23 protein-coding genes and 3 pseudogenes are annotated in these 24,770 nt (G+C 57.5%); 21 read left to right on the top strand and 5 right to left on the bottom strand.

All coding sequences use genetic code 11. The features are described from left to right. Positions 1-53: 53 nt before the first annotated feature. The gene (locus ACN6NG_RS16435) at positions 54-533 is read left to right on the top strand and encodes a carboxymuconolactone decarboxylase family protein (RefSeq protein WP_012314955.1); all 480 of its coding nucleotides are present in this window, start codon (positions 54-56) and stop codon (positions 531-533) included. Here ACN6NG_RS16435 and pdxR read toward each other — a convergent pair. Further along, positions 526-1,962 carry a MocR-like pyridoxine biosynthesis transcription factor PdxR gene (pdxR, locus tag ACN6NG_RS16440; RefSeq protein ID WP_210014357.1) on the bottom strand — a complete coding sequence of 479 codons (1,437 nt, stop codon included), beginning with the start codon at positions 1,960-1,962 and terminating at the stop codon, positions 526-528. The two genes, ACN6NG_RS16435 and pdxR, sit on opposite strands and share 8 nt — an antisense overlap. A 90-nt stretch (positions 1,963-2,052) precedes the next feature. Between pdxR and ACN6NG_RS16445 the strand changes: the two genes are divergently transcribed. The 18 genes and pseudogenes from ACN6NG_RS16445 to ACN6NG_RS16530 all read left to right on the top strand — a co-directional run bounded on the left by ACN6NG_RS16445 (position 2,053) and on the right by ACN6NG_RS16530 (position 19,431). Then, on the top strand, positions 2,053-2,535 hold the full coding sequence (locus tag ACN6NG_RS16445; protein ID WP_210014356.1) for a GNAT family N-acetyltransferase: 483 nt from the start codon (positions 2,053-2,055) through the stop codon (positions 2,533-2,535). Between the two features lie 30 nt (positions 2,536-2,565). Beyond that, complete coding sequence (locus ACN6NG_RS16450; RefSeq protein WP_210014355.1) at positions 2,566-3,231, top strand: FMN-dependent NADH-azoreductase; 666 nt, start codon at positions 2,566-2,568, stop codon at positions 3,229-3,231. 111 nt (positions 3,232-3,342) lie between these two features. Continuing rightward, the gene (locus ACN6NG_RS16455; protein WP_210014354.1) at positions 3,343-3,792 is read left to right on the top strand and encodes a carboxymuconolactone decarboxylase family protein; all 450 of its coding nucleotides are present in this window, start codon (positions 3,343-3,345) and stop codon (positions 3,790-3,792) included. A gap of 921 nt (positions 3,793-4,713) precedes the next feature. Then, a pseudogene (locus tag ACN6NG_RS16460) lies at positions 4,714-4,893 on the top strand (flavin reductase family protein); the annotation flags it as partial. Between the two features lie 285 nt (positions 4,894-5,178). Next, positions 5,179-5,640, top strand: coding sequence for a GIY-YIG nuclease family protein (locus ACN6NG_RS16465; protein WP_408004341.1), 462 nt, complete (start codon positions 5,179-5,181; stop codon positions 5,638-5,640). Positions 5,641-5,958: 318 nt separating this feature from the next. Beyond that, a pseudogene (locus ACN6NG_RS16470) lies at positions 5,959-6,939 on the top strand (IS110 family RNA-guided transposase); the annotation flags it as partial. Between the two features lie 471 nt (positions 6,940-7,410). After that, positions 7,411-9,330, top strand: a complete 1,920-nt coding sequence (locus tag ACN6NG_RS16475) for an ATP-dependent nuclease (protein WP_210014350.1) — start codon at positions 7,411-7,413, stop codon at positions 9,328-9,330. Further along, on the top strand, positions 9,327-9,587 hold the full coding sequence (locus ACN6NG_RS16480) for a hypothetical protein (RefSeq protein ID WP_474315033.1): 261 nt from the start codon (positions 9,327-9,329) through the stop codon (positions 9,585-9,587). Before ACN6NG_RS16475 ends, ACN6NG_RS16480 begins: the two co-directional genes overlap by 4 nt. Beyond that, positions 9,572-11,236, top strand: coding sequence for a UvrD-helicase domain-containing protein (locus ACN6NG_RS16485; protein WP_474315250.1), 1,665 nt, complete (start codon positions 9,572-9,574; stop codon positions 11,234-11,236). Before ACN6NG_RS16480 ends, ACN6NG_RS16485 begins: the two co-directional genes overlap by 16 nt. 769 nt (positions 11,237-12,005) lie before the next feature. Then, complete coding sequence (locus tag ACN6NG_RS16490; protein ID WP_210014348.1) at positions 12,006-12,341, top strand: integrative conjugative element protein, RAQPRD family; 336 nt, start codon at positions 12,006-12,008, stop codon at positions 12,339-12,341. Continuing rightward, positions 12,328-12,567 carry a TIGR03758 family integrating conjugative element protein gene (locus ACN6NG_RS16495; protein ID WP_041167230.1) on the top strand — a complete coding sequence of 80 codons (240 nt, stop codon included), beginning with the start codon at positions 12,328-12,330 and terminating at the stop codon, positions 12,565-12,567. Before ACN6NG_RS16490 ends, ACN6NG_RS16495 begins: the two co-directional genes overlap by 14 nt. 15 nt (positions 12,568-12,582) lie before the next feature. Beyond that, positions 12,583-12,960 carry a TIGR03745 family integrating conjugative element membrane protein gene (locus tag ACN6NG_RS16500; protein ID WP_210014347.1) on the top strand — a complete coding sequence of 126 codons (378 nt, stop codon included), beginning with the start codon at positions 12,583-12,585 and terminating at the stop codon, positions 12,958-12,960. Positions 12,961-12,967: 7 nt separating this feature from the next. Then, positions 12,968-13,369, top strand: a complete 402-nt coding sequence (locus tag ACN6NG_RS16505; protein WP_196154927.1) for a TIGR03750 family conjugal transfer protein — start codon at positions 12,968-12,970, stop codon at positions 13,367-13,369. After that, positions 13,366-14,007 (top strand): PFL_4703 family integrating conjugative element protein, encoded by a 642-nt coding sequence (locus ACN6NG_RS16510; protein WP_064492718.1) that lies wholly within the window; start codon positions 13,366-13,368, stop codon positions 14,005-14,007. The genes ACN6NG_RS16505 and ACN6NG_RS16510 overlap by 4 nt, the downstream gene beginning before the upstream one ends. Next, complete coding sequence (locus ACN6NG_RS16515; protein WP_210014346.1) at positions 14,004-14,810, top strand: TIGR03749 family integrating conjugative element protein; 807 nt, start codon at positions 14,004-14,006, stop codon at positions 14,808-14,810. The genes ACN6NG_RS16510 and ACN6NG_RS16515 overlap by 4 nt, the downstream gene beginning before the upstream one ends. After that, positions 14,800-16,308: a TIGR03752 family integrating conjugative element protein gene (locus ACN6NG_RS16520; RefSeq protein ID WP_210014345.1), complete on the top strand. Its 1,509-nt coding sequence runs from the start codon at positions 14,800-14,802 to the stop codon at positions 16,306-16,308. The genes ACN6NG_RS16515 and ACN6NG_RS16520 overlap by 11 nt, the downstream gene beginning before the upstream one ends. Further along, positions 16,271-16,690 carry a TIGR03751 family conjugal transfer lipoprotein gene (locus ACN6NG_RS16525; RefSeq protein ID WP_210014344.1) on the top strand — a complete coding sequence of 140 codons (420 nt, stop codon included), beginning with the start codon at positions 16,271-16,273 and terminating at the stop codon, positions 16,688-16,690. The genes ACN6NG_RS16520 and ACN6NG_RS16525 overlap by 38 nt, the downstream gene beginning before the upstream one ends. Then, the gene (locus tag ACN6NG_RS16530; RefSeq protein ID WP_210014343.1) at positions 16,690-19,431 is read left to right on the top strand and encodes a conjugative transfer ATPase; all 2,742 of its coding nucleotides are present in this window, start codon (positions 16,690-16,692) and stop codon (positions 19,429-19,431) included. The genes ACN6NG_RS16525 and ACN6NG_RS16530 overlap by 1 nt, the downstream gene beginning before the upstream one ends. A gap of 304 nt (positions 19,432-19,735) precedes the next feature. Here ACN6NG_RS16530 and ACN6NG_RS16535 read toward each other — a convergent pair. The 3 genes and pseudogenes from ACN6NG_RS16535 to ACN6NG_RS16545 form a co-directional block, all read right to left on the bottom strand. Continuing rightward, a pseudogene (locus ACN6NG_RS16535) lies at positions 19,736-19,926 on the bottom strand (hypothetical protein); the annotation flags it as partial. After that, positions 19,920-21,194 carry a Y-family DNA polymerase gene (locus tag ACN6NG_RS16540; RefSeq protein ID WP_210014406.1) on the bottom strand — a complete coding sequence of 425 codons (1,275 nt, stop codon included), beginning with the start codon at positions 21,192-21,194 and terminating at the stop codon, positions 19,920-19,922. The pseudogene ACN6NG_RS16535 and the gene ACN6NG_RS16540, both read right to left, overlap by 7 nt. Beyond that, on the bottom strand, positions 21,184-21,612 hold the full coding sequence (locus ACN6NG_RS16545) for a LexA family protein (protein ID WP_210014342.1): 429 nt from the start codon (positions 21,610-21,612) through the stop codon (positions 21,184-21,186). The genes ACN6NG_RS16540 and ACN6NG_RS16545 overlap by 11 nt, the downstream gene beginning before the upstream one ends. 102 nt (positions 21,613-21,714) lie before the next feature. On the opposite strand from ACN6NG_RS16545, the gene ACN6NG_RS16550 reads away from it, so the two are divergent. Further along, entirely contained in the window at positions 21,715-22,443 is a 729-nt protein-coding gene (locus ACN6NG_RS16550; protein WP_210014405.1) for an SOS response-associated peptidase family protein, read from the top strand. Positions 22,444-22,543: 100 nt separating this feature from the next. After that, on the top strand, positions 22,544-23,542 hold the full coding sequence (locus ACN6NG_RS16555) for a hypothetical protein (RefSeq protein WP_210014341.1): 999 nt from the start codon (positions 22,544-22,546) through the stop codon (positions 23,540-23,542). A gap of 100 nt (positions 23,543-23,642) precedes the next feature. On the opposite strand, the gene ACN6NG_RS16560 is transcribed toward ACN6NG_RS16555, so the two are convergent. Continuing rightward, the gene (locus ACN6NG_RS16560) at positions 23,643-24,644 is read right to left on the bottom strand and encodes a hypothetical protein (protein WP_210014340.1); all 1,002 of its coding nucleotides are present in this window, start codon (positions 24,642-24,644) and stop codon (positions 23,643-23,645) included. Positions 24,645-24,770 lie beyond the last annotated feature (126 nt).

The raw sequence follows: 24,770 nt of genomic DNA on the forward strand, positions 1-24,770 counted from the left end.
GCGTTGCTACATTGGGCTCCAACAACCATCCACCCACTACGAGCAACTACCCCATGAACAACCGCCTTGATTACTTCAAACTGTCTCCCCAAGCGTCCAACAAACTGGTGGAGCTCACCCTGCAACTGAGCAAGAAGCCGCTACTGGCCGATCTTGCCCACCTGATCATGTTGCGCGCTTCGCAGCTCAACGGCTGTTCGTTCTGCGTGGATATGCATGTGAAAGAGGCCAAGATCCATGGCGAGCGCGAGCTGCGTCTTCACCACGTGGCCGTCTGGCGTGAGTCACAGCTGTTTTCGCCAGCAGAGCGGGCGGCGCTGGAGTGGACTGAAGCCCTGACCCAACTGCCGCCTCATGGTATCTCCAACAGCCTGTATGCGAGTGCGCGTGAGCAGTTTTCCGAGCAGGAGCTGTCGGATTTGTCGTTCCTGATCGTCGCCATCAATGGCTGGAATCGCCTCAATGTGGCTTTCCAGGCGATCCCGGGCTCGTCCGATGAACTCTTCGGCCTGAACAAGGCCAACCTCAACTGAGTAACTTGCTGATCAACGCGCCAAGCTGCTCGCCTGGAGCAGTCGTGGCGCAGTTGGTAAAACTCAGGAGCAGACCTGACTGACGCTGCGATGAGGCAGCCCAGCGCGACAACGCTTGTACCGACATGCCCCTCGCCAGCACCTGCTCGGCCAGGGCGGTGTCGCTTACGTCCTCCGGCAAACGCAGTACCAGGTGCATACCGCCTGGCGAGCGTTCCACCTGCATACCCTTCGGCAAACTCCGCTCCAGTGCTTTGATGGTCAATGCCCGTCGCTCGTTGTAGAGGCGACGCATGCGTTGGATATGCCGAGCGAAGTGTCCCTCGGCAACGAACTCCGCCACCAAAGCCTGGGTAATTGACGGTGACCCGGCAGCAAACAAGGCCCGTCCGACGCGCTCGAACGCTGCCACCTGCGCCTGCGGCACTACCAAATAAGCCAGGCGAATACCGGGAAACAGCACCTTGCTGAAGGTGCCGGCATACAGCACGCGCCCATGGCGATCCAAGCTGGCCAGCGCTGGAAGTGGACGGCTGACGTAGCGGTACTCGCCGTCGTAATCGTCTTCGACAATCCAGCCACCGGTGCGGGCAGCCCAATCGAGCAGCAGTTGTCGGCGTGGCAGCGACAGTGCCATCGACAGCGGGCTCTGATGCCCTGGTGTCACCATGACGACCTGAGCAGCCCGAGAACCTGCGATGGCGTGTTCTACGTTCATGCCTTCGGCATCAACCGGCACCGCTTCCAGGTCCAGGCCGAACTGGCGAAGAACCTGGCGCGTAGTGGGATAGCCCGGGTCTTCCACCCAGGCGCACTCGCCTGGCTGCAACAGGGTATGTGCGACTAAGGACAGACTATTGCGCCAACCGCTGGTGATAAACACCTGATGGGCACCGCAATCGATACCTCGGGACACCTGCAGATACGAAGCAATGGCGCTGCGCAACGCTGCCAGGCCGTGGGGTGCTGGATAGTCCAGATCTCCCAGACGCATCCCACGGAGATACCGAGCACCGAGACGCGCCCATATCTTGCGCGGAAATGCATCCAGCGCCGGTACCCCCATCTGGAACGGCAACAGCTGCGGTGGACGCCAGAGCGAATCAGGCGCGTCTTCGATCACTTGGCTGCTGACTGGTAATACGGTGGCCGCTGAAACAGGCTTCTGCAGTTCAGGATTGATTACGGTGCCTTTCTGCCCGAGCGCCAGGAGGTACCCTTCGCTGGCCATCAGCGAATAGGCCAGTTCGACGGTGCCACGTGCCACCCCCAGCTCCTTAGCCATGGCGCGCGCCGACGGCAAGCGGTCACCCGGGGACAACGTGCCAGCGGCAACGGCGGCCAGCACGCGGTCGTACAGTTGACGATACAGGGGCAAGGCGGACTGCTCTTCCAAGGGAGCAAAAGGCGGCTTGGGGGAGGTCATCATGGCCTAGTTCATATCCCATTTCTTGGCTCAATCAAGTGGGTCAATGGTAGTCCAATATAGCGCCATCACCTACTGATGAGGGCAACTCCCATGAAATTCCCTTTGCACAACTTCATACCCAGCGTGCTCGACCTGGCCGACCCCGCCCTGCGTCCCTTGGACAGCCCCCATGACCTGTGCAGCGCATTCCCGGTAATGCAGCAATTGCGCCCTCATCTGATAAGCGAAGCCGACTTCGTCAGCCGCATCGACCGTATGCGCCTTGAAGGCTATCGCCTGATTGGCGCTTATGACGCAGGCGTTCTTGTAGCACTGGCTGGTTACCGCTTTCAGGAAAACCTGGTCTACGGCGCATTCCTGTATGTCGATGACCTTGTAACCGCCGAGGCTCAGCGGGGTGGCCAGTGGGGATCGCGCTTATTGCAAGCCTTGGAACGACTGGCGCGCGCCAGCGGTTGTGCGCGCCTGGTGCTCGACACGGGTTTGGCCAACGCCCGCGCGCAACGTTTCTACTTCCGTGAAGGCCTGTTGATGGGTGCACTGCGCTTTCAAAAACAGTTCGATACGCCATAACCCGCATGCACATCCAAGGAGGCAAACCTCATGACATCGTCCCAACAGCCACTTGCTCCTTTGCGCATTCTTCGCCTGGTCACCAGCCCCAATGCAGAGGCTTCGGAAAGTCTGAAGCTGTCCCAGCAGATCCTGTTCGCCTTGGCCACCGAGGCCGGCAGAAGGGGTATTGAGTTGACCGATTTAGACCTCAACACCGTGGCCCCAGTCGATGCCCCTTACGCCCAGGCATTAGCGAATCAGCGCGTAGTCACTGCAAGTGGGCAGGACAGTACGTTGAGCCGTTCCAACGAATTGATCGACCAACTGCAAGCATGCGACGTACTGCTGATTGCCACCCCGATGCACAACTACAGCGTGCCCGCTCCACTCAAGATATGGATCGACCACGTGGTACGCGTGGGCAAAACGTTTGTGGGCACCGCCAAAGGCAAAGTCGGAAATCTGACGGATCGTCCGGTTTACGTCGCAATCGCTAGCGGGGGCTACATCAGCGGCCCACAGGCCCGTCAACCGGACTTTCTGCGCCCCTACCTGTCCGCCGTCCTTGCCACCATCGGTCTCACTCAGGTGCATTACTTCACCGTTGAGGGTACCGCCAAGGGGGTGGAGTCACTGAATTCTGGAAGGGCAACAGGGTACGGTGATGTGCAGGCGTATTTTGTTAAGCATAGCCGTCGAGTGGATCAAGCCTAAAGTCGGCTTCAGGGCCGACATCTACTCCAAGCGTTTAGGTTTGCATCTCAAGTGGGCCGTATGCCAACAAGCGGCCACGCTCTTCATCGCTCATACAAAGGAGAAGAAATCATGAATCGTCTCAATTGGTTTGAAGCTTCGCCTGGTGCAGCTAAGGCCCTCGGCGGCCTGCATCATTTCGTGACCACCGCGACAAATTTGCCAGCCTCGTTGATCCACCTCGTGTTTCTCAGAGTGTCTCAAATCAACGGCTGCGCTCATTGCATTGATCTTCACTCACGCGATCTGATCAAAGCAGGTATGTCAGTGGACAAGGTGCTGTTAGTGCCGGTATGGCATGAAGCGCAATATTTGTTCTCGGATCAGGAGCGCTCAGCACTGGCTTGGGCGGAAGAAGTCACCAGGGTAAGCGAGACACAGGTATCCGACGAAGCTTATGCAGCCGCATCGGCGATGTTTGTTGAAAAGGATCTTGTTGACCTGACAGCGGCGATTGCCGCAATGAATGCGTTCAACCGTATGGGCGTCAGCTTCCGACTCAAACCTGCGGCTAGGGCTTGATGACCTAGTGACTCGGCCTGGAGAGGTAATACTTCGGAGACGGCACCTCGCTCCTATCGCGTACCGTCTGCTTCAGGCCAATTGCTGCCCTTTCCGAACGACCGCTATGGGTCGATTGCGGTCATTCGCGAGCGACCGCTATCGATCCAAAGCGGTCCTTCGTCGAGGTCGGTAATCGGCCAATAGTGGTCAGTCAGAAATCGTGCGAATGCAGTTCGGAATCTGAAAACTCAGCTCGATAATCACTGTGCGTCAGTGCCACTCCCTACAACAGTGCATACATTGACGCGCACGCCAAGTCTTTAGCTGCCCGCCGCAGAATGAGCAGCGGGCAATTTTTTGCTTGCACAGATGCCTCATCCGGTGGCGGAAATATTCCCAGACAACATTCGGATCGATATTTTCTCGGCGGGCAATCTCTTCTACTACTGCCTGATCACCCTTCTCGTGGCCCCCCCCGATGATCGCTAGCGTTTCAATTGATGGACAGTAAGCAGTAATTGATTCGCCGCATCGATTACAAACACGTTGACCATGGTGAGTAGACATAAATTCGGTTCGGTGCCTGGAACAGGAAATCACCTTTTTACTAGACGCAGGGTGCAGTGACAACGTCCGCTATGGGTAGATTGCAGCCGTTCGCGACTGACTGCTATCGACACCCATAGCCGCCGGTGAGCCGAACATCAATCTTTGTGGGAGCGGGTTTACCCGCGAACACCGGCACAGCCGGTGCCATCCACCGCGGCGCCTGCTTCGCGGGTAAACCCGCTCCCACAGAGTCCGCGTCGCGCTCTAGTTCAGCACCCGCAATGGATCGATTCCTGCCGGTCAAGACGTACCCGTGCGCTGGTCACGTCCGATGCAAATGGCTGGTCAAGACGAATGCAAACAGGTCGTCAACTCAGTGCAATTACCCAGCCGCTGAGCAATCCGGTCATTGCTGGCAGCCCGCATTGGCTGGAATGCGAGATTCACGCGAGCATGCTGCAGGCGACCATGTGATCGTTATCGGTGAAGTGAAGGCGTTGAACCTTCAGGAAACCACTGCTGAATTTCAAAGGGCAATATTGCAACCTCGGCGAGCCTGCCGTGATTTGAGCGTGAAGGTTCAGCCGTGAATAAAGACGCCCGGTGTTTCCGTAGGGCGTCTTTTTCACTCCTTCGCGTGGCGGGATCTGGTTGCCTGCCTCGATCGCGCCAAACGAGTTCTCAATCAAAGCGAAAGCTCACTGCTCTCAAAAATCGAAGGTCAGTCCCGCATAACCGTATATCCTACTTAGATGTCCGCATAACCTGGGTCGCCGTTTAGCGGGCACGAGCAGAAAAAAACTCAAAGTTTTCATAATGAGCTATAATGAGCGACTCACCAACTAAAAGCAAATCATGTTCATGATAACACTTCCTGGCAGCTGGATATATATACTGCTTAGCTCTTCGGATTACACTCGCTGCAAGATAGGTCGAACTGATGGAAATCCTTTAATAAGGTTCAGGAATCTTAGAACTGGCGATCCCAATCTAGGGTTGCACGTAGCATACTATGTACCCAAAAGATTGGCTCCAATCTCAAAGATTGAGTCGAGCATTCACTATGATTTTAAAGACTATAGAATCACCAATCACGAGGACACAAATTCTGAATGGTTTAGGGTCGATTTTGAGCAAGCAGAAATGTATATAGACTATCTGCTAGAAAAGCTTTTGGATCACCGGCTTTCAAATCAAGCAGATATTCACCTAGACATTCCAACAAAGATGTATGAGTCAGATCTAAGGGATATTTATGAACCTGACCCTCATGACCGAAGCTTTGCAGAATGGATTATAAAAAATACTGGAGATTAACTGTAGTCAAAAATTTCGATGCGTGTTCGTGTGTGTTAACTACATTTAATTTCCCATAAGATCAGCCCTTCGACACGACCGCATTTTTACGACTTCGCCTACGATCTATGCAATATAGAGGCAATTTTGACTCTGTTGCACTGTGTGAACACGCATAGCTACTATGCGGTCGTTGATGTTTTTCAGCGACCTGAAAAACGAACGTCCATTCGTAGCGCACCTAAAGACCGCCCGTCCAGGCGGTTAATGAGATGGTCACCCCGACACCCTGCGAGGGCTACGCTTTCGCAGGGTGTTTTCATTCCGGAGGCCATCATCATGAGCGATTTGGCACTGGTCGGTATCGACCTCGGCAAACATACCTTTCATCTGCACGGCCAGGATAAGCCCGGCCGGGAGCTGTTTCGCAAGAAGCTCTCACGACAGCAAATGATGCGGTTCTTCGCCAACCTGCCAGCGTGCACCGTGGTGATGGAAGCATGCGCCGGCGCACATTTCGTCGCTCGTGAGCTGACCGCCCTGGGGCATCAGGCGAGGCTGATTTCTCCTCAGTTCGTTAAGCCCTTTGTCAAAGGCAACAAAAACGATTTCGTCGATGCGCAAGCTATCTGCGAAGCCGCTTCGCGCCCTTCGATGCGTTTCGTTTCGCCCAAGACCGAAGCTCAGCAGACTCTTTCTGTGTTACATCGCCTACGCGAGTCACTGATCCGTGACCGCACTAAGGCCGTCAACCAGATGCATGGGTTCTTGCTTGAGTTCGGCATCAGCTTGCCTCAGGGCCTGGCGGTCATGAAGCGTTTGTCTGCTGTTCTAGCGGAGCACGAGCTGCCTGCTCGGCTGACAGTGCTGCTGCAACGTCTGCATGACCATTTCGCCTATTTGGACGAGCAGGTCAAGGCACTGGATAAAGAGCTGGTTGGCCAGCTGGCCGACGATGATCTAGGGCGTCGTTTGTTGAGCATGCCCTGTGTCGGGCCGATCACCGCCAGCCTGCTGGCTGTGGAAATGGGCGATGGTCAGCAATACGGCTGCAGTCGCGATTTTGCCGCTTCTCTAGGCTTGGTGCCCAGGCAGTACAGCACTGGCGGCAAAGCTAACTTGCTAGGGATCAGCAAGCGAGGCGACAAGAATCTGCGACGCCTTTTGGTGCAATGCGCCAGGGTCTACATGCAGAACCTGGCGCGGCAGAAGGGGGCTCTGGCGGACTGGGTGCGAGCGCTTATGACGCGCCGACACTCAAACGTGGTCGCCTGTGCACTGGCCAATAAATTCGCCCGCATAGCTTGGGCGATTACTGCTCATCCACCCAATACGAAACAGGGCCAGGCGCCTTGAACGCCTCACCCTGTGGTTGTTGCTGTACCACGATTCACCTTTCAGGTTTTGCGATAGCTGAGCAATAGATGAAATAAACGGCCTACCGGCCTGGCGAGGATCCTGACATAAAAATCGGCTCTCGAAGCCGAGCGGTTTTTAAGGATCGTCAGGCGCGGCTCTCATCGTGGCGCGGGGCTTGCCCCAATTTGACGCCGGATAGATTTAAGCAAGCCATCCATTTCATCCGTTAATCAGTATTGCAAAAAATGGGGTGACCATAGATTTTTGTGGCTGGCTTTCAGGCTCTCATTCGTTGCTCCGTAATGGCCTCCTGCTACTAAATTACCCTTCCGACGCGCTTGCTCCCGTGATAAAAGCCATTTACAGCACACAGAGTGCACGGAGTGCGTTACGCCATCCGGGACAGGCTTTCCAACAGGACGGAGAAGCAAGATGCATTTGAAGCGGATCAGGGCGTCGAATTTTAGGGCGTTTGGCGATGGTACGGCGGCGCCAGCACTTGATTGGGAGCTCGCCCCCGGCCTCAACATCCTTGTTGGGGAAAACGATTCAGGCAAGACCTCGGTAGTTGATGCGATCCGCTACGTGCTCTGGACAACCAGCTATGAGTTCGTCCGCCTCTTCGAAACAGATTTTCACATCAAGGGTAAGACCCGAGCCTGTTCTTTGTTCATTGAGGCCACCCTTGTGGACCTCGACCCGGCGCAAGAGGCTTCAGTTCTCGAATGGATGACCCACGAAGCGGACGGGTCTCATAGCTTGGTCGTCTATCTGCAAGCGCGTTGGATACCACCCAAGGCCAACAAGCGTGGGCGAGTCGAGGCAATCACCTGCTCAGGTCCGAATGGCACGGGGCCCGAGATTGGTACGGCGGTTCGTGAACTCATCCGGGCCACCTACTTGCGTCCCCTTCGAGATGCCGAAGCCGAGCTACGCCCGGGTCGTCAATCTCGCTTATCGCAAATTCTGGGCGCTCATAAGCGTATTGATGGGCAGGAGAAAAATGACTTCGACGTCGCTGCTCCAGCTACCGTCCCCAGCAACCTGGTAGGGTTGATGGCGTTTGCTCAGCACCATCTGGGCGAGCATCAGGTCATCAAGGATGTTCAGGACGACGTCAATGACAACTACCTGAACAAGTTTGCGTTTGCTGGCGATGCCCTGTCCTCACGTATCCAGATCGCTCCGGAGCTGGGCCTGCAGCCCATTCTGGAGCGTTTTGAGTTGGCGCTGCTGCCATCCTCCACCATCGATCCAGGTGAGCGATGCATTCGCGGGCTCGGCTATAACAACGCTCTGTTCATGGCAACTGAACTGGTTCTTCTGCGTGACGGTGAGGAGCTCGGATTACTGTTGATCGAGGAGCCTGAGGCCCATCTCCACCCGCAGTTGCAGGAGCGCGTTCAGCAGCTTCTGGAGCGCACCGCCAAGGCAGTTGAGCAAGATAGCCGACCTGTTCAGATCGTGATGACCACCCACAGCCCATCTCTGGCGGCGGGCGCCGACATCGCGAGCCTCACCTTGGTGAACCGTGCTCAGCTGTTCAGCTTGGCTCACGGGAAGACCAAGCTGCTGAAAAGCGATTACGAGTTCTTGAGACGTTTTATTGATGCCACCAAAGCGAACCTGTTCTTCGCTCGCGGTGTTGCGATCGTAGAGGGGCCAGCAGAATCGATACTTTTGCCCGCCTTGGCGGCGGCCGCAGGATACTCTTTCAACGAACACGGGATCTCTTGTGTAAACGTCGGCGGGGTTGGGCTTTATCACTACGCTCGAATCCTCCAGCCGAGTGATGGTTCGGCGACTCCCATTCCTGTCGCCTGCATCACGGATCGTGACATCGTTCCTGACGAGGCCACTTACGTATCCGCTCCCAAGAAAGGTAAGCGATTCGAAAAAGACTATACGCCGGAGGAGGCCGAGGCGTTGGTCAAGACAAAGATCGACCGTGCCCAGGGCGGCAGCACAATTGTCTGTGTCTCCAACAAATGGACATTGGAATACGATCTCGCCTTTTACGGATGCGACCGGTTGATGCATGACGCGATTCATCTGGCTAAGAAGGCAAACTCGAGGGGTGAACGGCTGACGGAGGAAGATGAGAAGAAAGCCATTGTCGAATCAGCAGCGTTCTGGGAAAAACTCTCGAATGCCGGGCATTCGAAAGCGGAGCTGGCGTCCATCATCTATCAACCGCTCGTAGAGAAAGAAGCATCAAAAGCCATCACCGCCCAATACGCGGCTCACCTGATTTCAACAGGCGATTATGGGAAAGGAGATGAGCTGTTCAACAATCTGCCGCCTTATCTACAGCAGGCGCTGCGTCATCTGACTGGTAGGACGGAGCCATGACCGTCCCTGTGATCGGCGCTGGTGATCTTGATGCTCTACACGACCTGACTCCCGACTTGAACTTCAATGATCACGAGCGGCGTACGGTGCTACTGGAGAACCAGTCTCGTGACATCAACGCCGCGCCAGGTAGTGGTAAGACCACAGTGCTTGCAGCGAAGCTGTTGATGCTAAGCCGAGATGGACCTCAAGCCGCGCAGGTGTTTGTGTACTCAGTCATACAAATGTTGCCCGTGATGAAATTCAGCGCCGGTTAGGTACAAGCCATGACGGGAGTCGCCTACTCACGCATCCTCACTTCATAGGAACGATTCACGCCATGGTGAATCAGTTTCTGGCTCTGCCGTACCTGCGAAGCAAGGGGATGACCGTCGATGTGATCGACAACGACATCTTTGCCCGTCGAGCACTAGGTTTAGCCAATGCCAATTACAGCTTGCGGCGCTATATGGAAATGAACCCAGGTGTTGCGCCCATGCTAGAGGGGCTGGTCTACAAAGGATCATCTCTGGACCTAGCCAGTGAATCCGGCTCACTCCCCAAGCCAAGCGCGAAAACCTATCCGACAATTGTCGGTATCAAACAAACACTCGCCGCCGAGGGAGTTTTCCGGCACGCGGACATGTTCGCGTACGCGGAGTGCCTGTTAACTCAATTCCCCAAGGTTCGGGCCCAGCTATCCCTTAGGTTCCCTGTCGTCTTCATCGACGAAATGCAGGATACGTCCTGGGAGCAAGAGCGTTTGTTGCAGTTGATGTTCGACGACACCGTCATCATTCAGCGCTTCGGCGATATCAATCAGCGAATCCTAGGTAGTTCGGAAGGAGCGGAACACTTGACGTTCCCACGAGGCGACGCGCTGCCGATATCCTCCAGCAAACGCTTCGGTCCTCACATCGCTCAGTCCGTGTCCAGAACACAGCTGACGGGTGCCGCTGTAACTGGAGAGAGCGAAGACCGTCACGCCTCCATGTTGATCGTCTACAGCACCGAGCGTGTACAAGATGTGATCTCGACGTTTGGAGAGCATGTCTTAGACCGCTTCAGCGATACCGACCTGACCAAAGGGAAAGTCAAAGCTCTTTGCGCTCGGAAACAGGGCGATGCCGCAAAACAGATAGCTGGGCGTACCCTACTGGACTACTGGCCTGCTTCCACTGGCGACCAACTGCCTGGGCTCAAGCTTGTGCGATTTTGGGCACTTCTCGGTGGGTCAAAACCTGCCGTAAACGCATCGTTTTCATCACGATTTGAAGAGATCCGCAGAGCGTTATTTCTGGTGCTGCGCGCTGCCAAAGCGGAGATTGTCGAAGGCTTGAAAGCTGATCATCAGCTGATTCGCAAATTGCGCGATGCTGATAAGGACGTGTCGGCTTTCCGGTTGCTGATTCGTAATCTATGCATGGCAAACGTGGCGGAAGCAGATGAAGAAAGGCGCGTCCGTATCGTGAATACGCTTTACGTAAAGCTGCGCTCGCTGCTCCCAGATCATCTGACACTGCAGATGTTCACCGAGCTTCCGGTTTTTCAACGGCCAGCGCCCATGGCTATTCACGGGCTTCACCGATCGATTTGCTCAGTCGAAAAAAAAGGTCGCAGCTTAAACATTCACATCGGCACACTCGCCTCGATGAAAGGTGAAACGCACTTGGCAACCCTCGTCATGGAGTCTCTAGGTCATCCAAATCGTCGTTTCGATCTGGAGCTCGCGCTGCCCATCATTGCAGGGATCGGTACTCGAGCTAAAAAAACGCCTGAGAGCCAGCTATCTCAGTACCGCAATCTGTATGTCGGAATGTCACGACCTACCAGTTTTCTTTGCCTGGCAGTCAACGCAGAACGGGTTTCAGAAGAGTGTAAAGCGGCGTTAGCTGCGCAAGGGTGGGTTATTACCCATCTGCTGTAGCCGAGCAATGGCGGATTTGTGGGAGGCGACCAACGATATTTAGACAGTTATCGTGCCGTTGTTTCCCTCGCGCCTCTAGCTGAGTAAATGTATGTACTTGACCCCCCATTTGCATTCGACTTGACCGGTCGTTTGCGTCGGATTTGACCTGCCCACGCTCCGACTCTGGCCCGAAGAAATCGGCCAGTTACATGTCGCAAAGGGCTGCGATCGACCGATACCCGTCGTTCGGGACGGGCGGCGAACGGCCAGAAGCGGTCGCGGGCTCATTCCTAAAGCAGCTTGAACCCCTTCTTCGTTACCATCTCACGCAAACCTTTACGTCCGCCCATGTACTCCATGCTTGTCATGGAATTGTGCAGGGCAGCTTTCCAGGTTTTGGGCGACTGTTTGAGTCCGGTGTACTCGTACCCATCCTTGAAAAACACACGTGCGCAACGATACCCATTTCTGCGATTTACCCATCAAACAAGCAGTTGAATGCGCGTGTTCGTGGCTTCGTAGACTGGATTGTCGAGCGGCTAGCCCATTAAACGTAGCGATTGGTGACGGAGCGCGCCGCGAGCTAGAGACCGGGTATGAGCGTCTAGGGTCGATTGCGGTCATTGGAGAGTAATGCGTAGCCGATCCAACACACTTGCGCCAGTGACTCACGACGTACTCACTGAAGTCTTAGACTCTAAAGTGAAGGATCAAAGATCCCTTTAATCCATGCCAAAAACGTCCTAATTCCTCAGGGTGAATGCCAGATCTAAGGCTGGAATTCACCATGAAAACTACCTCCTCCGTCCTATTTCTTGCTTGCCTGGTGTCTCTCGGTACCGTCGCTCAAGACGCGCCGGAGCGATCAGATCTCGGCCTGGTGCAGCGACAGATCACTGCCATCGAACTGTTGGCCGACCGTGCCAACAGCGGCTCAGTCGATGCCGCAGGCGCCCGCTATCGCTTCGACTACTCGAGGTTCGCAGCAGACCTTGGACGTATGCGTCAAGGCATCCACAACTACCTTTCGCCCTCGCGTGCGCAGCCAGCTGATCTGGTCGAGCTGACCGGTGATGACCGTGCTGAACCGCCTCACTCGAGTCCCTCTCATGAGCATGACTGACGCCCAACTCAGCGCGTTCTCTGCCGTGGCCGGGTTCACCCCGCAGCTCAGCTCAGTGCTATGGCGCTCATCGGTGCTGGTGCTCGCATTGCTCTGGTGCACCTGGGCCCTGTGGACCGGTTACCGGGGCTGGGCGGCCGGCAACCTCAACTTCGGTGCGCTCGGCGGCAGCACGCTACGCCTGGCCCTCGCCCTGATCGTGCTGATGTTTTTCATGCTGTCGTAATCAGGAGACCTTGCCATGAACCTCCCCCGTCATTGTCCTCGCCCGCTCGCTTTGCAGCGGGAGTTCTGTTCGAAAGCCCTGTTCGGCGGTCTGATGCTGTTGAGTTCGACACTGGCCTGGGCCGACCTGCCAACCATGGAAGCACCGTCTCGCGGTGAGGGCTCGGGCCTGATCGACACCATCAAGAACTACGCCTACGACGGCGGCATTCTGCTCGGTCTGCTGATTGCTACCCTTGCCTTCCTTGGCGTCGCCTGGCACTCGCTCACCGTCTACGCCGACGTGCAAAACCAGCGCAAGACCTGGAAGGACCTCGGTGCCGTGGTCGGCGTCGGCGCCCTGCTGGTGGTGGTGATCCTGTGGTTCCTCACGAAAGCCGCGACGATCCTGTGAGGTCACCATGTCCGACGCCCCAGCCACTCTGCCTGACGGCACTCTGACCTTCCTTCCCGAGCGCCTCAACCGAGACCCCGCCGTTCTCCGTGGGCTCACCAATGACGAGATGTGGGTCGCACTGATCATCGGCGCAGGGTTAGGTGTGATTCTCGGCGCGCCGCTGGCGGTGGCCACCGCGTCCATCGCCACCCTCCCCACCTGCATGTTCATCTGCATGGCGCTGGTGTTGCTGGGCGGCGGTAAGCTGATGCGCCGGGCAAAGCGAGCCCGCCCCGAAACCTGGCTGTACCGCCGTCTGCAGTGGCACCTGGCGCTGCACTGGGGTATCGGCACTCATCAGCTGGTCCTCCACTCGGGGCCTTGGACGGTGCGCCGCACGCGCCGACATGTGAGGACCGCCCCATGAGCCGCTTCCGCAACAAAGTGGATGCGCAGCAGGCGCACATCTTCAGCCTGCGTCTAGCCGTTTCGATCCTGGCACTCCTGTGCTGCGGACTGTGGTACGGCTGGCAGTCCTCGCCTTCCGAGCTGACCATTCACGTGCCGCCTGATCTGCGCTCCGGCAGTACGCGCAAATGGTGGGATGTACCGCCAGAAAACATCTACGCCTTCGCGCTGTACATCTTCGGCCAGCTCAACCGGTGGCCCACCGACGGCGAGGTCGACTACCACCGCGCCATCTTTGCTTTGCAGCCCTACCTGACTCCGGCGTGCAAGACCTTCTTTGACGGCGACTTCGAGTATCGCAAGGCCGCGGGCGAACTGCGCGGCCGGGTGCGCGGGGTGTACGAGGTGCTGGGCCGCGGCTACAGCGACGACCCCGACCTGCGGGTGAAGCAGTTGGACAAGCACAGCTGGCTGGTGAAGCTCGACCTCAACGCCGACGAGTACTACGCCGCTGAGCCGGTGAAGCGCGTGGTGGTGCGCTATCCGCTTCGAGTGGTGCGCTTCGACGTCGACCCCGAGCACAACAAATGGGGCCTGGCCCTGGACTGCTACGAAGGCACACCGCAGAAGCTGACGCTGCCTGGAGGTGCGGGATGATGCGTGTCTTGATCATGATGCTGGCGATAGCCGCAGGCTGGTGTTCTGCAGTCGGTGCGGTCGAGGTCAAATACTGGGATCGCCTGCCGCTGGCCGTACCGCTTACGGTGGGCCAGGAACGCATCCTGCTGCTGGATGAGGATGTTCGCGTGGGATTGCCCGGCGCGATCGCCGGCAAGCTACGGGTGCAATCCGTCGGCGGCACGGTGTACTTGCGTGCCGCAGAACCCCTGCCGCCTACCCGGCTGCAGCTGCAGTCGCTGAAGTCAGGCGACATCATCCTGATCGACATCGAGGCCCTTGAGGGCAGCGAGACGCTGGAGCCGGTCAAGATTGTGGCCCAGGCTCCGGTACCGGAGGTGGAAGCTGCGAAGCAGGCGACACCTGCAGCGACGCCAGTACCGGTGGTGCTCACCCGCTATGCGGCGCAGAACCTCTATGCGCCCCTGCGGACCGTGGCCCCACTGCCCGGTGTGCGACGGGTGCCACTGAGCGACTCTGTTGCGTTCAGCTCGTTGCTGCCCACCGAGCGGGTTTCGATCAAGGCACTCGCGGCCTGGCGGCTGGGCGACTACTGGGTGACGGCGATAAAGATCGTGAACCGCGGTCCCGGCAAGGTCGCGCTTGACCCGCGTCACCTACAGGCCACGTTGTACGCCGCAACCTTCCAGCACGCGGATTTAGGTCTCACCGGTACGCCTGAAGACACCACCGTGGCGTACCTGGTCACCCGCGGCGGTGACCTGAAGCACGCTCTGCTGTTTCCTCCACCAAAGCCGGAGGCTGACGATCATGAAAGCTAACAGCCTGCTGAAGTGGTTGGTGCCCGGGGTCCTGTTGGGCATCGTGCTGATCATCGTCAAATCCTGGGTGGCCACCCCAGACGGCGAGCCCGCTCACGATCCGGACAAGGCCATGCTGACCGCGGAGCAGGCCAAGGCCTTGGGCATCGCCGGCGACACCCCGCGCGACACCGTGGCCACGTTGATTGGCCAGGTCAAGGCGATGCGCAGCGAGATGCAGACGCTGAAGAAAGGCAACGATGTGCTGCAGACCGAGAACAACCGGCTGCGCACGCGCGAAGGCAACATCGACACGCGCATCCAAAGCACGCTGAGCAGCGTCAACCAACAGGTCACCGAGCAGCGCCAGCAGGCCAACGATGCTCGGCAGAAGGCTGAGCAGCAACACCGCGAGACCCAGGGGCTGCTCTCCAGGCTCAAGGACCAGCTCACCGGCAAGCCAGCCACGAAGTCGGATGTGCCTGCGGGATTCGGCCTTGAGCCGGGAGACGAGCAGCAGTTTGCAGGGGCTCAGGCACCGGCAGATGCGGTGCAATGGATCGAACCGTCGAATGCCCGCGCGGGCCAAGAGGACACCGGCAACGCCGACGGTCCGCTGTCGTCGTTGACCTCAAAGTTCAAGGACCTGCACGCCCTGGACAACAACGCCATCGACCGTGGCCAGGATCGCTTGCGTGCCGTCGCCAAAGGCGAGCGTGATCTGGAGAACGCCGAGGACCGTACCGAAGGCGCCAGGCCCGTCTACACCATCCCCGAGAATTCGACGCTGATGGGCTCGATCGCCATGACCGCGCTGATTGGCCGGGTGCCGGTGGACGGCACAGTGAACGATCCCTATCCGTTCAAGGTGCTAGTGGGGCCAGACAACCTCACCGCCAACGGCATCGACCTGCCGGACGTGGTCGGCGCGGTCATGAGCGGCACCGCCGCCGGTGACTGGACGCTGTCCTGCGTGCGCGGCCAGGTCGAGTCAATCACCTTTGTCTTCATCGACGGTACCGTCCGCACGGTGCCGCAGCCGCAGAAGGTCGTCAGCCGCAATCGCAGCAGCACCCAGATATCGGACACCGAGAAGATCCGCGGCGGCCTGGGCTACATCTCCGACCCGTACGGCATTCCGTGCATTTCCGGCGAGCGCCGCTCCAACGCCCAGCAGTACCTGGGCAGCCAGAGCCTGATCACCGCAGCCGGCGCCGGCTTTGCCGCGGCCTTGGGCAGCGAGCAGACCAACACCTCATTCATCAATTCGGCCAGCGGCAGCCTGGGCCTGTCCCAGAACAGCGGCAACAGCGCGCTCAACTCAGTGATCAGCGGGGGCATTGGCGACATTCGTGAGTGGATCAACAAGCTCTACGGTGAAGCCTTCGCCGCCATCTACGTGCCGCCTGGGGCGAAAGTGGCCCTGCACCTGGACCACGAAATCAGCATCGACTACGAACCTAAAGGCCGGAGAGTGAACCATGAAAGCCCATCCGTCTCGGTACTGGATCTGGATTAGCCTGCTGCTCGGCCTGCAACTGGCCGGCTGCTCCACCAGCAAAGAGGAAATGCTGCCCCACGGCGATCACACCATGCTGGATATCTGGAACGGCGGTGGCTCGGTCGGTACACAGCAACAACTGCTGGAGGCGCGCGGCGAACTGCGTCGGCCGGTGCTGGACCCCGAACGCCTGATCAACGACCAGAGTGCCTACACGCGCACGGCGGCCAACGAAATCCGTGCCCAGTTTCCGCGCCTGCCCAACCCAGACTTGGTCATGTACGTGTACCCACACCTGGCCGGTACCCAACAGACGCCGGTGCCTGGCTATTCGACCGTGTTCCCGTTGTACGAGAGGGTCCAATACGCGCTGCCCGGCGAGCGCCTGGACGATCTGTGATGACCGATGACGCGAGTCGCGACCCTCCTCGCTGGCAGCCCTGGCGCGCTGCGCAACGTCGGCGCGCCACGCTGGCAGATGAGGCTGCCCAGTACGCGCACAACCCCAGCTTCGCCGACCACCTGCCCTGGGTCGAGTATCTGGAAGAGGAGCAGTCCATTCTGCTCGACGACAACCGTTCCGTGGGCGCCGTGTTCGAACTGCAACCAATCGGCACCGAGGGCCGTGAGCCCGAGTGGCTAATGGCCGCACGCGACGCCCTGGAAGATGCGCTGCAGGACAGCTTCGACGAGTTCGACCAGGCGCCCTGGGTGGTGCAGTTCTTCTGCCAGGACGACAGTGACTTTGCCCCGTACCTTGAACGCCTGGAACGCTATATCGCGCCGCGCGCGCGAGGTACGCCGTTCACCGAGGCCTTCCTCACGTCGATGCAACGCCACCTCGACGCCGTCGGCAAACCGGGCGGGTTGTTCGACGACCATGTGGTGTCTCACCTCCCCTGGCGCGGCAGCAACCGGCGGATTCGCCTGGTGGTCTACCGCTGGCTGGGGGAGCAGGCCGACGAAGATGGGCAGAACCCGGTCCAGCTGTTGAGCCGCACCTGCGACCGCCTGGTGGCTTCGCTGCAGGCCTGCGGGGTCAGCCCTCGACGCCTGACTGGGCGTGACTTCTACGCTTGGTTGCTACCTTGGTTCAACCCAGCTCCTGCCCTCACCGACGAAACGCCTGCCGCGTTCTATCTACGTGTGCCCTACCCGGAGACGGAGGGCAGCGAGGAGCTGCCGCTGCCGTTCGACCACGACTTCGCCGAGCGGCTGTTCTTCCACGAACCGCGCTCCGACGGCGAGCAGGGTCTGTGGTACTTCGATCAGCAACCCCACACCGTGATGGTGGTCGACAAGCTGCGCAGACCGCCGCATATCGGCCAGCTGACCGGTGAGACGCGCAAAGGCGAGGCGTTGAACGCCTTGTTCGATCAATTGCCCGAGCAGGCGGTGCTGAGCCTGACTCTGGTGATCACGCCCCAGGATGTGCTCGAGGAGCAGCTCAACCGCCTGGCGCGCAAAGCCATCGGCGAGAACCTCGCCTCGACCCAGACCCGCCAGGACGTGGAAGAAGCCCGCGCGCTGATTGGCCGCCAGCACAAGCTCTACCGCGGCACGTTGGCGCTGTACTTGCGCGGCGCTGATGAACAACAGCTGCGCCAGCGTTCGGTCCAGGCTGCCAACGTCCTGCTCGGCGCCGGCCTGCAGCCGGTGCGCGACGGCGATGAAGTAGCCGCCTGCAACAGCTATTTGCGCTGGTTGCCGATGGTCTACAACCCGGCGCGGGACACACGCAATTGGTACACCCGGCTGTTGTTTGCTCAGCACGTCGCCAACCTGCTGCCGCTCTGGGGACGCAGCATCGGTACCGGCAATCCGGGCATCACCTTCTTCAACCGCGGTGGCGCGCCGCTGTCATTCGACCCGCTGTCGCGCTTTGACCGCTCCATGAACGGCCACCTGCTGTTGTTTGGCCCGACCGGCGCCGGCAAGTCAGCCACCCTGGTCTCGATCCTGATGCAGGTCATGGCCGTGTACCGGCCGCGACTGTTCATCGTCGAAGCTGGCAACTCCTTTGGCCTGCAGGGCGACTACTTCGCCACGCTCGGGTTGTCCGTCAACAAGGTTCAGCTCAAACCGGGCAGTGATGTGAGCCTGGCGCCGTTCGCCCATGCCCGGCGCCTGATCGAGCATCCGGACCAGGTCGCCAGCTTGTCGACTGAAGACCTGGATGAGTCCACGCCGGACAGTGATGAGCAGCGCGATGTGCTGGGCGAGTTGGAGATCACCGCGCGGCTGATGATCACCGGCGGCGAAGCCAAGGAAGAGGCGCGCCTGACCCGGGCGGACCGCAGTCTGATCCGCGAGTGCATCCTCGATGCCGCCCGGTACTGCGCGACGACTGAGCAGCAGGTGCTGACCCGCCATGTGCGCGATGCCCTGCGTAAGGTCGCCAGCGACACCCACCTGCCCGACAAACGCCGTGAGCGTGCGCAGGAGATGGCCGAGTCCATCGACCTGTTCTGCCAGGGGTTTGAAGGTGCCCTGTTCGACCGGCCCGGCACACCCTGGCCGGAGAGCGACGTGACGATCGTCGACCTCGCCACGTACGCCCGTGAGGGTTACGAGGCGCAGATGTCCATCAGCTACATCAGCCTGATGAACACGGTGAATAACATCGCCGAGCGCGATCAGTACCTGGGGCGACCGATCATCATGGTCACCGACGAAGGCCACATCATCACCAAGAACCCGTTGCTGGCCCCCTTTGTGGTCAAGGGCACGAAGATGTGGCGCAAGCTCGGCGCCTGGTTCTGGCTAGCGACGCAGAACATGGCCGATTTGCCCGACGCGGCGCAGACCATGCTCAACATGATTGAGTGGTGGATCTGCTTGAACATGCCGCCAGCGGAAATCGAGGAGATTGCCCGCTTCAAAAAGCTCACGCCGGCGCAGAAGGCACTGCTGCTCTCCGCGAGCAAGGCCTCGGGCAAATACACCGAGGGCGTGGTCCTGTCGAAGAACCTGGAGACGTTGTTCCGGGCGGTGCCACCGAGTCTGTACCTCGCGTTGGCCATGACCGAGCCCGAGGAAAAAGCCCAGCGCTGGCGGTTGATGGAGGAGGAGCAACAGTCAGAGCTTGAAGCCGCCCTGCAGGTCGCGGCGGAGATCGATCATCTGCGGGGCATGTCATAGTTGCTCCAGCACCACCGGCTTGCAGCCCATACCACCGGCCCAGTCCTACAGTGATATGAGTGGCAGCTCAAGTTTGTGCGGCCCTCTAGGACAGTCTTAGGATTTGGCCGCTTCCGCACCGATCACGCAAAACGGGCTCAAACCTTAGCGTTCACCGTTGAGGCCACTTTTACGCGAAGGTAAGGTGATGGTCTGCGCCATGCATCTGAGTGAGGATTTTGTGCGCTGATATGAGCGCCGTCCTACCTTGATACCGACTGCCACCTCCACCCTCCCAGGCCGTTCCGAGCCAATCCTCCTAATCTTCGAGCAATGCCCATTCCCTGCCGGCGTCTGCGAGCTCGAGCATCTCTGCCAAATCTTCATCGCTGATCTCCCGCCGGCGATGGGCGGCATACGCCATCTCGTACAGCACCAACGCACGGCCGCACGGATCAGCTTGAAGGGCCGTCTGATCATTCAGTTCAGCAGCCACGCCGCAGGAAGGCTCAGCATTTGACTGTCCACAACTGATCGATCCTGGTCGTAAACGATTGGCTCATCATTTCCCTTCTCATCCCCCATTCCGGCGCCACCGGCACACTACCGGCGCGCATCGTCCCCCTTCCCCAGCGCTCGTTGATGTTGTCCATCACCTGCATCAGCCGGTCACACGCAACTGACTGCTTCAGCGCAAACAAATCCTCCGAAAACTCGCCGGGCTGCCGCAGGTCCATCAGCAGGACCTCTGCCTTGCTGTACCGGAACCCTTGCCGAAAGACCCGGGCGACTGCGTCGGTGGCCAGTCTGGTCATCAGTAGCGTGTCGCAGGTTGGGAATGGCAGCTCCACCAGAGCGCCCTGGGCGTGATGGGCCTCGTCCGGATTGAACATCCCCGTGCGGATGCTCACGCGCATTCGCTTGCACACCGAACCTTGGGAGCGGAGCTTCTCTGCCGCTCGCCCGACGTAGGTGGCCACGGCTTGCTTGATTGGCGCCAGCTCGGTTAGCCGCTTGCCAAACATCCGGCTGCAGCAGATTTCTTGTTTAGGCGGTTCGACCTCATCCAGTTCGAGGCAGGGCGTGCCGGCCAGCTCGCGGGCAGTCTTTTCCACCACCACGCTGAACTTCTGCCGAAGTGTCCAAGCGTCGGCCTTGGCCAAGTCCATGGCCGTCCGGATGCCCATCGCCTCAAGGTGAGCCGTCATCCGCCGGCCAATGCCCCATACCTCCTTCACCTCGGTATTGCGCAGCACCCAATCGCGCTTGAACGGATCAGTGATGTCCACCACTCCGCCGGTCTGCGCCTGGAGGCGTTTAGCCGTATGGTTAGCCAGCTTGGCGAGCGTCTTTGTGCTGGCGATACCGACACCGACCGGGATGCCCGTGCACTGGAAAATTCTCGATCGAACCTTTCGCCCGAACTCGGTCAGGTTTTCAGGAATGCCGGATAGGTCAGCGAAGCATTCATCGATGCTGTAGACCTCAGTCGCCGGCACCATCGATTCGATCAGCGTCATAACCCGCTCGCTCATGTCGCCGTACAAAGCGTAATTGCTGCTGAACGCCACGACGCCGTGCCGGCGAAGCTTTTCCTTCGCCTGAAAATAAGGCTCCCCCATCTTCACGTAGGGCTTCGCGTCGTAAGACCTGGCGATCACACAGCCGTCGTTGTTGCTCAGTACGACAATCGGCGTTCTGGCCAGATCCGGCCGGAAGACGCGCTCACAGCTTGCGTAAAAGCTGTTGCAATCAATGAGCGCGAACACCGGCTCACTGCGCATGATCACGGACGCTGTACCGGACCACACCCCAAACGACCAGGTCGTCACCTTCCATGATGTAGCGTGGGGGATACGCTGGGTTTTCCGATTTGAGGATTACCACCCCGTCACGACGGTGAAGCCGTTTGCATACCGGCTCGCTGTTGACAGCCGCAATGACGATATCGTCGTGCTCTGCTTCCCGCCCCCGGTCTACGATGACGATATCTCCGGAATAGATACCGGCGCCCTGCATGCTATCGCCCTCCACTTTCACCAGATACACATGCGGCGCACGGAGGTCGAATAGCTCATCGAGGGAAATATGGCCTTCCAGGTGATCCGCTGCAGGCGACGGGAAGCCGGCAGGAACGCGAAACGAATACAGAGGTAAGGGTTCAGTGCCGCCGGCGGGCACGCCCAAGAATGTGATGGTCATGATGGAACGTCCAATGCAAACTGTATGCATATACAGTAGATATGGCATTGGGTGCTCGGTCAATCCTGGGCGATGAAAATTCTGACAAGCGAGAGGCAGGCTATGTGCGGACGGTACTCGATGTATGAGTCGATGGATCACTATCTGCGCCAGCTATCGCTGGATCTGGTGGTGGTCAATGGATATGACCACGAGCCAATCAGCCGCTTCAACGTGGCGCCTTCGACGCGTGTCGAAATCATTCGCCAGATTGATGAAGGACTGAGTGTGGATCGCGTCAAATGGGGATGGTCGCCATTTTGGGCAAAGGGGAAACGTCCCGACCCGATCAATGCTCGAGCAGAAACGGTGATGACGGGGAGGTTCTTCAAGGGGTTGTGGCCAGGCGGTAGAGCGCTAGCCCCTGCAAATGGCTGGTTCGAGTGGAACCCGGACCCAGCAGACCCCAAGCGAAAGCAGCCGTACTACATCACGAGCGCCGACGGCGGCCCGCTTTTCTTCGGCGCGCTTGCTGAGGTGCACCAGGGAATCGAACCGGACGACCGCGATGGATTCGTGGTTATCACTGCAGCTGCGGATCAAGGCTTGGTCGACATCCACGACAGGAAGCCCCTGGTACTTGCACCTGAGCTGGCAAGAGAATGGTTGCACCCAGGCACATCACCCGAACGCGCTGCGGCGATCATAGAGACGGGATGCCGCCCGGCAGAGGATTTTCGATGGTACCCGGTCGGCAAGGCTGTCGGTAACGTGCGCAATCAAGGGTCACAGCTGATTGAGCCGGTGAGTGAGCAGGGCCACCAAGGCCGCCAAGGCGACCTAGAGCTTTGAGTTGGTATTCATTCACAGCCTGATACTGCGACTGGGCGATCTGTTAGAGTTGCCTGCTGTCACTCTGCCTACGTTTTGATGAACCTCACGGATATGGATCATGACACCCGATTGGAATTGGTTTTTCAGCACACTATCGCAATCAACTGCTGCCATCGTAGGTATCATCGGCGCATTCATTATTGCCAAGATATTTGCAAACCAAGCGTCGTTCTCCGAAAAAAACAACAGAATGAAAACTCTTGTTGTTGAGTCCAAAAAGATTCTCGACAGAATCGACACAATTGCATTCGACTGGTACAATCGAGAAAAGAACTCAGCCGCATATAGCAGTGCCGCGCGAAAGATAGACGAACTAGATTACGAGGAAGCTTCAGAAGTCACAGATGAGATGCTCCTAGAAATTTACGACGACGCTGGTTTCTCTAAGTTTTCAGAGAGAGAGCCAATACTTGATAAATTGCGTGAAGAAGCTAACAACGTTTGCCAGCTAAATCTCGATAAACGTCTTCGGAAAGAAGCAGCTGAGCGGGCCAAAGAGGAAAGCGCTAGCGGACAGCTGACGGGCCTGGCTCAGTTCGCCGCAATGATGCGCTCCAACACAGAAATGTTTAACTTCGATACACGCAAAACGGTGTTAGATGTCGCGGGGCTCAATACACCTTGGGTCGAGCTGCGTAAGGAAAGGGAGTTGATCACCGCATGTCATTTAGAGGCAAAACATCATGCCAGAGTGATAAGTGATTTCCTTGAATCTGTAAGAGGCAATCCAGAATCCCCACCCCAGATAACCTGGTCACTACTTTTTGTTGGAGGCATATTCCTCGCCGGCGTTATCTATCCGTTAACATTCATGCCGGCCGTCAGCACTCCCAACGTCGCCTTCACGTGGGCGGAGTTAAGCGCTGCATTTCTTTCAGTTAAAGGGGGTTTGCTTTCCCTGCTGGCCGCTGCTTTTTCTTTTGTTTTCTTGATGTTCACCCGCACAAATATCTCGATGAAGTACGCGAAGGAAGATATTGAAAAGCTGGAAAAATTATCTCTAGCCAACAATTACTGCGAGTACTTTAAATATCTTGAGTCAAATCCTGATGAGTAGACGAAGCCCGTCGGCGGGAGGGGGATGAGTGCTTTGGCCTGCGCATGCCGACATCTGGGCCTGCGCAGAATGCTTCAAAGCGAATTCCTTCCTCTTTCGATCACCCTCTAATGCCTTGCTCGACTCCTAATAAGTAACGCTTTTGGGCATCATCCAAGACTGTTGTAAAGTGCTCGTTAAAGAACCCTCGCATAAACAGCGTCATACCAGGCACCAGAGGCTTACCCGGCTCTAAAGTTCTAGTCACCATTTCTGCAAAATCATCGCAAATCAAAATAGTTCGATAAGCGACCATAGCTAGAGCTGGCATTAGCGGTACAAAATCCCCAGAAACTCTTTCTTTGTCATACCAGACCCCCATACCAACAAAAGGGCTATCATGAAAATTCAACAGGTAATCATGATCACCCTCAAAAACAGTCTGGACCTGGGAGCCATTATGGATAATATTGTCACGAAAAACTCTTATTATTTGAAAAAAATCGACATGCCGAAGATAGAATTTAGCCCATACTGATGGTAGGCCAAACCTAGACTCAAGCTCCTCCTGAGTTGACAACTTCCCCTGAAACCAAACCATTTCACGAAATGAAGTTTTCAGCTTTTTCTTTTGAAGCGCATATTCTTCTTTAAACCTAACTTTCTCCCACAGTTTTGCCACAACCTCCTGAAACAAATCGATCATACTCCTACAGATAGAGAACACATACTCAATCTCGGTGATAATCATTCGTCCCGCGCCCAGACCTATCGAGCCTCTAGTCTTATGGATATGAGCGACTTTAGCGAGACTTGCAGAAAGATTAAACAAATCGTCCTGAATTCCTGCAATGGGCTTCTTGAGTTCAGAAAAGCTTGCCCTCTGCAGAATAAAGTCAAGGAAACTCAGGAACAAGTCCGTAGGTCGTTCCGGAACTGTTCCATAGTAGCAACCCTCAGCCGGTATGGTGCCAGTCTCCTCTAAATTCCCACCTCCTACGTGCAACCAACTTCGCCACTTCCCCTCACCAAAGAAAATCAGCGACCCAAAGAACTTACCTCCCGCTTGTGACATATCAAAATACGGTATGTCGGACACTTTAATTAAATTAGCCACCGGCATAAAATTCGGACCTACTTAACCTGCTTAGAAAAAGTAGCAATTTAATAGAACAGACATACTTAGATCAACACTTACACAATGAATTTAACAGTCTTGGCCCCCGTGCAGGGGTCCTCCCCAGGGGAG

Source organism: Pseudomonas sp. TSO6 (assembly GCF_056098905.1).

What these genes read in the sequence shown, in the direction of transcription:
- ACN6NG_RS16435 (WP_012314955.1), top strand. Translation starts at nt 54, where the DNA reads ATGAACAACCGCCTTGATTACTTCAAACTGTCTCCCCAAGCGTCCAAC.
- pdxR (WP_210014357.1), bottom strand. Translation starts at nt 1,962, where the DNA reads ATGATGACCTCCCCCAAGCCGCCTTTTGCTCCCTTGGAAGAGCAGTCC.
- ACN6NG_RS16445 (WP_210014356.1), top strand. Translation starts at nt 2,053, where the DNA reads ATGAAATTCCCTTTGCACAACTTCATACCCAGCGTGCTCGACCTGGCC.
- ACN6NG_RS16450 (WP_210014355.1), top strand. Translation starts at nt 2,566, where the DNA reads ATGACATCGTCCCAACAGCCACTTGCTCCTTTGCGCATTCTTCGCCTG.
- ACN6NG_RS16455 (WP_210014354.1), top strand. Translation starts at nt 3,343, where the DNA reads ATGAATCGTCTCAATTGGTTTGAAGCTTCGCCTGGTGCAGCTAAGGCC.
- ACN6NG_RS16465 (WP_408004341.1), top strand. Translation starts at nt 5,179, where the DNA reads ATGTTCATGATAACACTTCCTGGCAGCTGGATATATATACTGCTTAGC.
- ACN6NG_RS16475 (WP_210014350.1), top strand. Translation starts at nt 7,411, where the DNA reads ATGCATTTGAAGCGGATCAGGGCGTCGAATTTTAGGGCGTTTGGCGAT.
- ACN6NG_RS16480 (WP_474315033.1), top strand. Translation starts at nt 9,327, where the DNA reads ATGACCGTCCCTGTGATCGGCGCTGGTGATCTTGATGCTCTACACGAC.
- ACN6NG_RS16490 (WP_210014348.1), top strand. Translation starts at nt 12,006, where the DNA reads ATGAAAACTACCTCCTCCGTCCTATTTCTTGCTTGCCTGGTGTCTCTC.
- ACN6NG_RS16495 (WP_041167230.1), top strand. Translation starts at nt 12,328, where the DNA reads ATGAGCATGACTGACGCCCAACTCAGCGCGTTCTCTGCCGTGGCCGGG.
- ACN6NG_RS16500 (WP_210014347.1), top strand. Translation starts at nt 12,583, where the DNA reads ATGAACCTCCCCCGTCATTGTCCTCGCCCGCTCGCTTTGCAGCGGGAG.
- ACN6NG_RS16505 (WP_196154927.1), top strand. Translation starts at nt 12,968, where the DNA reads ATGTCCGACGCCCCAGCCACTCTGCCTGACGGCACTCTGACCTTCCTT.
- ACN6NG_RS16510 (WP_064492718.1), top strand. Translation starts at nt 13,366, where the DNA reads ATGAGCCGCTTCCGCAACAAAGTGGATGCGCAGCAGGCGCACATCTTC.
- ACN6NG_RS16515 (WP_210014346.1), top strand. Translation starts at nt 14,004, where the DNA reads ATGATGCGTGTCTTGATCATGATGCTGGCGATAGCCGCAGGCTGGTGT.
- ACN6NG_RS16520 (WP_210014345.1), top strand. Translation starts at nt 14,800, where the DNA reads ATGAAAGCTAACAGCCTGCTGAAGTGGTTGGTGCCCGGGGTCCTGTTG.
- ACN6NG_RS16525 (WP_210014344.1), top strand. Translation starts at nt 16,271, where the DNA reads ATGAAAGCCCATCCGTCTCGGTACTGGATCTGGATTAGCCTGCTGCTC.
- ACN6NG_RS16530 (WP_210014343.1), top strand. Translation starts at nt 16,690, where the DNA reads ATGACCGATGACGCGAGTCGCGACCCTCCTCGCTGGCAGCCCTGGCGC.
- ACN6NG_RS16540 (WP_210014406.1), bottom strand. Translation starts at nt 21,194, where the DNA reads ATGCGCAGTGAGCCGGTGTTCGCGCTCATTGATTGCAACAGCTTTTAC.
- ACN6NG_RS16545 (WP_210014342.1), bottom strand. Translation starts at nt 21,612, where the DNA reads ATGACCATCACATTCTTGGGCGTGCCCGCCGGCGGCACTGAACCCTTA.
- ACN6NG_RS16550 (WP_210014405.1), top strand. Translation starts at nt 21,715, where the DNA reads ATGTGCGGACGGTACTCGATGTATGAGTCGATGGATCACTATCTGCGC.
- ACN6NG_RS16555 (WP_210014341.1), top strand. Translation starts at nt 22,544, where the DNA reads ATGACACCCGATTGGAATTGGTTTTTCAGCACACTATCGCAATCAACT.
- ACN6NG_RS16560 (WP_210014340.1), bottom strand. Translation starts at nt 24,644, where the DNA reads ATGCCGGTGGCTAATTTAATTAAAGTGTCCGACATACCGTATTTTGAT.